This is a genomic window from Halapricum sp. CBA1109, from assembly GCF_009741825.1.
GTDB lineage: Archaea > Halobacteriota > Halobacteria > Halobacteriales > Haloarculaceae > Halapricum.
The window spans coordinates 1-7,959 of the sequence record NZ_WPCA01000125.1 but is presented as its reverse complement, the minus strand read 5'-3'; the positions used below and the strand labels follow the sequence as shown (position 1 = coordinate 7,959).

The window sequence follows — 7,959 nt, the reverse complement described above, 5'->3', positions numbered from 1 at the left end:
CACTCGTAGCTGACGATGCCTTCGTTGTCAGTCGAGCTGGTAGCGTCGAATTGGATGTCCTCGTTGACGACGGTCGACCGGTCGGACCCGGCGTCCGCGGTCGGTGCCGTGGTGTCCGGTGGCGCCTCGACGGTGACGGTCAGCGAGGCGGTGTCGGTGTTGCCGGCGGCGTCTCCGACCGTCACCGTCGCCGTGTACGTGCCGGCGCTGTCGTAGGTGTGGGAAGGCGTCGCACCGAACCCGGCCCCGCCGTCGCCGAACGACCACTGGTAGCTCGCCACGCCGGTATCGTCGTCGGAGTCGCTGGCGTCGAACGACACCGTCTCGCCGGCGGTCACCGTCCGGTCGGTCCCGATGATCGCGGCCGGTGCCGAGCCGTCGACGGTGACGGTCCGCGTCGCGGTAGCGGTGTTGCCCGCGGCGTCGCTGACTGTCAGCGTGACGGTGTAGCTGCCGGGTTCGCTGTAGGTGTGGGACGGCTGTGCGCCGCTCCCGCTCGACCCGTCGCCGAACGCCCACTCGTAGCTCGTGATGCCGACGTTGTCGGTCGAGCCAGTGGCGTCGAAGACGACCGACTGCCCGGTTGGACGGTCACGTCCGGGCCGACGGCGGCCGTCGGCGCGGTGGTGTCCGGCGGTCGCTCGACGGTGACCGTCGCCGTGTCCGTCTCCGTGACGCCCGCGCTGTCCTGGGTCGTCGCGGTCAGGTCGACGTCACCCGTCGCTGCGTCTGCGGGGACCGACAGCGTGACCGAGGCGGTGTGGGATCCGCCCGTCTCCCAGACCCAGCCGGCGCGGGTCGTCGACCCCGTGTACGCGCCGTTGTCGGTCCGGTCGGAGACGCTCCAGCCGTCGGGGATGCCCGACAGCTTCACGGCCTGACTGTTGTCGATACTGACGTCGACAGTGACGGTGCCGCCCTGTTCGACGGTCCCACCGGTCACGGTGACGACCGGTGGGGTCGCCGAGAGTTCGTAGTCGCCGCTCCCGCTAGCTACCGCGTCCCCGGCGACGCCGCCGACTGCACTGCCGCTCTCGTGGAGCCCCGTGGTGAGGGTGTAGGTTCCCGCGTCGCCGTTGGTGACGCCCTCGACGACGACGGTGTAGGTTTCGCCGCTCGCCGGGTCGTCGATGGCCGTTCCGAGGGCGACGACCAACGTCTGGCCGCTGTCGACCGTCTGGACGCTATCGACGGTGACCTCGGTGTCGCTCGGATCCTGCACGGTCACGTCAGCGGCCGCGACACCGCTGAGGTCGACCGTCCCCGTCCCGAAGTCCAGCGAGACGTACTCGACGGTCGCGTCGCCGACCTGATCGTACGTGAGATCTGTCCTGTAGGTCGCAGTGTCTCCGGCACCCGGCGGGTCCGGGACCGCCACGGTCGCGCTGATCTGTGTCGGGGTCGCGGTGCCGTCCGGGACCGGACCTTCGAGCCACGGTTCCACGTCGACCGACCCGCTCACGCCGTTCGCGCCGGACGCGCTGGGTCCGTCGGCGCTGCCCCACCAGTTCAACTCGGCGTCGATTTCGCCGGTCACCGTGCCCGCGGACTCGACCGAGAGGCCGAAGTTGTTGTCGACGACGTTGTTCCGCGCGACGGTGATCGTCGAGGCGTCGATGGTCACGCCGCTGCCGACGTCGACGTTGATCGCGCCCTCACCCGACTCGTCGCCGTTGTTCGCAAACCGGTTTCGCTCGATTGTCAGGTCGCTGACGTTGATCGCCGTCGTGGCGTTGCCGAAGCCGGTGACCTCGTTCCCGGTGATGGTCGTCCCCGAAGCGCCCCCGTCGTAGAGTTTGATCCCGGTCGCCTCCAGAGAGGAGCTCGTTATCTCGTTGTCGGTCACGGAGACCGTCTCGCCGATGTTGACGCCGACCTGTTCGCCGCTGGCCTGCACGATGTTGTTCCGGACCGTGTGCTGGGTCGTGTCGAAGGTGTTGACCAGCAGGCCCGGCCCGGAGCCGGTAATCGTGAACCCGTCGATGGTCGTGCTGTCGGCGTTGACGTTGAACGTCGGGACCGAGCCCTGACCGACGATGACCGTCTCCGACGCCGCACCGGTCGAGGTGAGCGTCAAGTCGGTCTCTCCGCTGACACTGGCGAAGTCGACCGACTCCGCGTACGTCCCGGGCGCGACGGTGATCGTCTCCCCCGAGGTGGCGGCGTCGACTGCCGGCTGGATCGCCATCCAGGAGTCGCCGGTATCAGTGTTCTCGACCGCACCGTCGAGCGCGAGGTCCTGCGTCTCGGAACTCCCGGAGACGGTCACAGACGCGCTCGCCTGCTGGTGTGCGGGCGCGTCCGCGAGGACCGTGTAACTGCCGTCGGTGACGTTCCGGAACTCGTAGTTTCCGTCCGAGTCGGTCGTGACCGACTCGATCAGCGTCCCGCCCTGCTGTAGCCGGACCGGCACGCCGCTACCGACGGAGGCGTCGGCCGCGGCCGAGGAGACGGTGCCGGTGACATCGGGGAGAGCACTAGTACCCGCGTTCAGACGGTTTTCGAGGCTGTTCTGGACGGTAACTTTACCGGCAGAGCCCCCGAACTGGTTAGCGTTGAAGTAGCTTCCGTCGACGACAACGGAGTTGGTGAACGACCCGCTGTCCTCGGTGGTCTCGATACCGAAATTGTTGTAGCGAAAGTTGCTGTCTCTGAACGTGATAGTCGAGGCATCGTAGGTGTTGCCGTCGAAGACCTGAACGTTTGCAACGTTCGCGTTTCGGGAGGTGTTCGACCCGCCGTTGTAGCTGATCTCACTGCTGTCGATCAGGACGTTCTCCGAGTTCTGTATCAGCAACGTCGCCTTGTCCCCTTCGTTGGCGTCCGTTCTGACGATGTCAGTCGACTCGACAGTGATTCGATTGCCAGCATTGGAGTTCAGGATGATGAGCCCGTGAACACCAATTCCCCTGATGTCGACACCGCTGATGGTAGCATCGCTCTCTCCTGCGACTGAGAGCCCGACTCGATAGCCGGTAAACTCGCTGTCGATTATCTCTGTCCCGGTACCCGGGCTGTTGATATCAAGGCCGGTACCAGTGTCGTCGTCGTCCCGGAACTCGACGTTATCCACGACTGCTGCGCCGTCGGTGAACATCCCGTTCTCGGACCCGCCGGCCGCCGCGGAGTCGACGACGCTGTTGCGTAGCGTGACGTCGTCGACGTTGAACGTGTTGACGACGTAACTTCCCGATCCTTCGAGCGTGAAGCCGTCGATGGCGACGCCCGTCGCGCCGCCGTTGTTGCCGTTGATCTCGATTGCCGGGCCGCTGGATGCGGTGACCGTCGTCTCGGCCGCGCCGTCGGTCGAACGCAGCGTCAGGCCGTCGGTCGCTATCGTCAGCGCTTCGTCGTAGGTCCCCGGACCGACCGTGATCGTCTCGCCGGCCGCCGCGGCGTCAAGCGCCGGTTGGATCGCGGTCCAGGAGTCGCCGGTGTCGGTGTTCAGGACCGCGCCGTCGAGCGTGACGTCCTGTTCGGTCACGTCGGCACCGCCCGAGACGTCGAACGAGGCGGTGGTCGCGGTGCGGTGGTCGTCCGCGCGCACGACGAGTGTGTATGTCCCGTCGGCGACGCCGTGGAAGGCGAAGCGCCCGTCGGATTCGACGTAGGTGCTGTCGACGACGGTGTCGCCCTGCTTCAGGACGACGGAGGTGTCCTCGGGAAGCGAGCCGTCGGCCGCGCCGGAACTGACGGTCCCGGAGACCGTCGCGCCAGTCGTCGCGTCGCTGTCGGCGACCGAGACGCCGGCCAGACCGCCGACCACGGCGAGCGAGAGCACGAGGACCAAGAGGGTGCGTGGCCGCCGCATCGTTACAACCCCCTGAAGTAGGCGTCGACGAGGTCGTTCAAGTCGTCGATGGAGATGCCGTCGTCGAAGTAGTCGTCGATACCGGTGTTCAACTCGTCTATCTCAAGCGTCCCGTCGTCGTCGGCGTCGTAGCTGTCGACGAGAGAACTCCGCGAGACGGTGACGTCCGTGGTGGCCGTTGCGTCGGCGGTCGCGGACGTGCTGTCCGAGACGGTCAGCGTCACCGTGTAGGTGCCGGTGCTGGCGAACGTGTGGGTGACGCTCTCGCCAGTCGCGGTCGACCCGTCGCCGAAGTCCCACTGGTAGGACTGGATGTCGCCGTCCGGGTCCGAGGAGGCCCCGGCGTCGAAGGTGACGGCCTCGCCCACATCGGGCGTGGTGGTAGAGGCACTGAAGTCGGCCGTCGGTGGCGAGGCGTCGGTGAGCGAGAGGTACGGCAGCGTCGCTCGCTCGCTGGCCGTGTACGAGAGGACGTCCGACTGGGACTGCCCGCCCGGTGTGACGAGGTCGACGATTCGGGGTGCGTTGGCGTCGCCGCCACCGCCGAACTGGTAGTCGGTGGCGCTGTCGAGGACGTCACGCACGCCGTAGACACCCTCGCCGCCGCCGTCGTGGCCAGCGAGGACCGGCACGACTTCCAGCGTCGAGAGGTCCGGCACCGCGCTCTTGGGAATCGTGAACCTGATCGCGTCCTGATCGTAGAACGTCTTCACGACGACGTCGTCGGTCAGGACCTCGTTGTACTCGGGTTGGCTCGCACTGTCGTTATACGTGACTCCGCTGGAGGCGTCGTAGACCTTGGCCCGCCAGCCGTGGACGTCCACGAGGTACTGGTAGGGGTTCTCCAGTGTGGCGTTGATTCCCGGCGGGGCCTCGGTGGTGCCGTCGGTCGCCGAGGGGTCCCGCAGGTACACCTGTAGCTTCTGTAGGGAGAAGCCGTTCGGGCCGCCGAAGGGGTTCGTCAACGGACCGTTCAGGCGGAACGTGAAGGCGTAGCGGTCGTCCGTCTCGTACAGTTCGACGGCGTCGATGTCGTGGCTCTTCGGTGCGAACGCGTTCGCTTCGGGGTAAGTGTAACCGCCCGGCCCCTCGTCGTCGAGGGGCGGTTCGTCGAAGGCGGCGAGTTCGGTGCCCGTCCCGGGCGCGGGCGCGTCGAAGACTGCGATAGTGTCGATGGGGCCGACACGCTGGGCGTCGGGTGCCGTCGAGTCCACCGGACCGGTGGCGAGGTCGGTCCCGGAGATCCGGTCGACGGTGTCGGTGTCGCCGGGCACGTCGATGTAGCCGTCGCCGTCGGCGGCGTTGACGACGACGACGCGCGCCTCGTCCTCGTGCTCCCGCCGGAAGGCGAAGACGTCGTCGCCGTTCGGGAAGGGGTTGGCGGTACCGATAGTCTGCATCGCCGCGTCGGGCTTGAGCACCGGGTCGCTGTGGTAGTAGTCGATGAGGTCCTCGTAGAACTGCTGGTGGTCGGCCGGAACGGTGTCGCCGTACTCCGCCCAGTTCATGAAGGCCCGGGCGGGGTTGCCGGGACCCACGTCGCCGTCGCTGGTTCGCGGGTCCTCGCCGGTCCCGTCGAAGTCGAACCGCTCGGTGCCGTACTTGCTGATCTGGCGCTCCTGGCCGTAGTAGACGAACGGGACGCCCGGCAGACAGACGCCCATCGCCCACACCGCGCGCTGGGCCTTCGCAGGGTTCGAGCGGCCGGCGTCGAGGGCGAGGTCCAGCGCCCGGAACTCGTCGTGGTTCTCGGTCGCGTTGGTAATGAGCGTGTGGTCGGGCCACCCCTCGGTGGGTCGCTTGTTCACCGCGTCGAAGACGCCCCGTAGCGAGCCGTTACCCTCCGCCACGGCGTGGGCGGCGTTCATGAAGTCCGCCGTGTCGAAGTGCATGTCGAACTCGTTCTCGGCGAAACTCGGGTCGTTGGGGATGACCTCGTCGAGCAACATGAACTCGCTGTCGTTCGACCGGCATATCTCCCGGGCTTCCTTCCAGAAGGAGTGGACGACGCCGTAAGCGATGTCACACCGGAAGGCGTCGACGCCGACCTCGCCCGACCAGAAGTCGGCGGCGGCGAGGATGTGCTCCCGCAGGCCGACGTTGGCGTAGTTGAGGTTCGGCATCACGCGCAGGCCCGCAAAGCCGGTCGGGGCGGGCGCTTCCTCGATGACGGTCCCGTCGTCGGCGACCCGCGGCCCGTCCCGGCGGTCGAACCAGTCGAAATACTTCGAGCGTGACGTGCTGTCGTTGCCGTCGGCCCACTGCTCGACGGTTCTGTAGCTGTACCCGCTGGGTCGGAATCCCTTCTGTGCGATGGTGTCCTGGAAGAAGTCGTGGTGGCGCCCGCAGTGGTTGATGACGAAGTCCAGACACACCTTGATACCGCGGGAGTTGGCCGCCTCGACGAAGGACTTGTACTCCTCCATCGCGGCCTCGCGGGCGTCCTGCCGTGTCGCGGGGTCGTCGTAGTAGTCGTCGATGGAGTAGCCCGAGGCGAAGTCCTCGGCTATCTGGTAGTACGTGAGCGCGTCGTAGCCGTGCGGGCCGCCGCCGGAGTACTTGAAGCTCAACGGCGGGGACTCGCCCTGATCGAGGAGGCGCTTGTACTGCTGTGGCCGCCAGTTCGAACTCTCCCCGGGGACGACCGGCGTGAACCAGATGACGTCGACACCGAGGTTCTCGATGTAGTCCAGCCGCTGTTCTATGTTCGAAAAGGTCGCTCTGGAGTTCTCAAGCGGCCACTCGCTCTCCGGCGGCGGCCCCTCGAACGAGCGGGGGAATATCTCGTACATAACGCCCTCTTGGATCCATTCCGGCGGTCGGTTGGGGTACCGGATGGCCTCCGCCGAGGGGTCCAGCACGACCGTATCGGTCATCCCGTGAATCTCGCCGTCCCACGGGGCGGCGTGGACGCGGTTAGTCTCGCCGCCGAGGTCGCTCTTCGCGATGCGGGCCGTCCAGCCCCCGTCCTCGGTGACGATGTCGGCGGACGCGAGCGCGTCCCGGTCGTCGCCAGCCATTCGACGACTAAGTCGCCGTAGGACTGGCCGCTGTCCGGTGCCAGTCGGGCGTTCGACTCGAGGACGAACTCGTCGGTACCCGAATCGTAGTAGCCGTCGATACTGATTCGCGGCGGCCCGCCGCCGGAGTAGTCGCTGCTGGCTGTCGGGAACGCGCGTATCGTCTGCGTGTGTGTCCCGTCCGGGGCGTCGAGTTCGAGTTCGTACATCCCCGGTACGTCCGGGATGAACTCGACGACGTTGTGCGTCCCCGGGTCGTACTGCTGGACGGGGTCGTCCGCCGCGCCGTCCGGGGGCGCGTACATCAGCGTCGCCGAACTGTCGGCCGGCTTGTCGACGATGGACCACGAGAAGTCACTCGCGGCGTAGTTCGACGGGTCGCTCTGTGGCGTCCCGGAGATGCGCGGCGCGAGGTTGTCCCGGTCCTTCCCGAAGACATCGCCGCTGAAGTCGATGAACAACTCGTCCTCGAACCCCTCGCCGACGGTCGTGAACCGCGGCGGCCCGGGGTGGTGGGAGTCGTCGCCCGTGGCTGTCCGTAGCTGTCTGTTCTCCGCCGCTGATACACCCGATACTGTGCTCGCCGCACCGATCCCAGCGAGTGCACCCAAATACTCTCTTCGTTTCATAGATGTGACTCGTGGACACGAACGGTGCCCGTCCCCCCTTCGTTGTACAGTTGCTGTATCTCACAGCAGGGATGGCATACAGTGACCCGTGCGTGTCCCTGTCTGTGGCGTGGGAAATGATTATTATAATGCTTTTGGAGTAAGGTGCTCGAAACGGCCGTTTTCGGCCGATAATTCGGTACCGGGAACTTTGTCTTAGCGCGCCAGCCGTTGAATAACTGGCTGAGAAGCTGACATATTTTTCGGCCGCGGGTACACCAGCTGTTGTTCCTCGGCACCCACCACAGTACGGTTGTTCACGGGGACACACGACGGAACAGAGGTTCCGAGAGAATCGGGAGCTCCGACGCGACGGGTGCGGGTCGTGCGTCCGTGCCTACCGCCGGACGACCTCAATCTCGTGGCCGTCGGGGTCTTTCGCAACCACTTTTTTCTCCTCGGGTTTCCTCGCTCGGTGCCCTCGCTGCGGGAACCACTCGTCGCAAAAACGTGGGGAAAA

General features: G+C 66.4%; 4 protein-coding genes. All 4 read right to left on the bottom strand.

Annotated elements, in window-relative coordinates:
• Positions 1 to 533: PKD domain-containing protein (locus tag GJ629_RS17200; RefSeq protein ID WP_370515901.1), on the bottom strand; the 533-nt coding region annotated here is incomplete at its 3' end.
• Complete coding sequence (locus GJ629_RS12505; RefSeq protein WP_157513353.1) at positions 434 to 3,811, bottom strand: S-layer family protein; 3,378 nt, start codon at positions 3,809 to 3,811, stop codon at positions 434 to 436. The genes GJ629_RS12505 and GJ629_RS17200, both read right to left, overlap by 100 nt.
• Positions 3,812 to 3,813: 2 nt before the next feature.
• Positions 3,814 to 6,603: a glucodextranase DOMON-like domain-containing protein gene (locus GJ629_RS12500; RefSeq protein ID WP_231754617.1), complete on the bottom strand. Its 2,790-nt coding sequence runs from the start codon at positions 6,601 to 6,603 to the stop codon at positions 3,814 to 3,816.
• A gap of 80 nt (positions 6,604 to 6,683) precedes the next feature.
• Positions 6,684 to 7,460 (bottom strand): hypothetical protein, encoded by a 777-nt coding sequence (locus tag GJ629_RS17195; RefSeq protein WP_231754616.1) that lies wholly within the window; start codon positions 7,458 to 7,460, stop codon positions 6,684 to 6,686.
• Between the last annotated feature and the right edge of the window lie 499 nt (positions 7,461 to 7,959).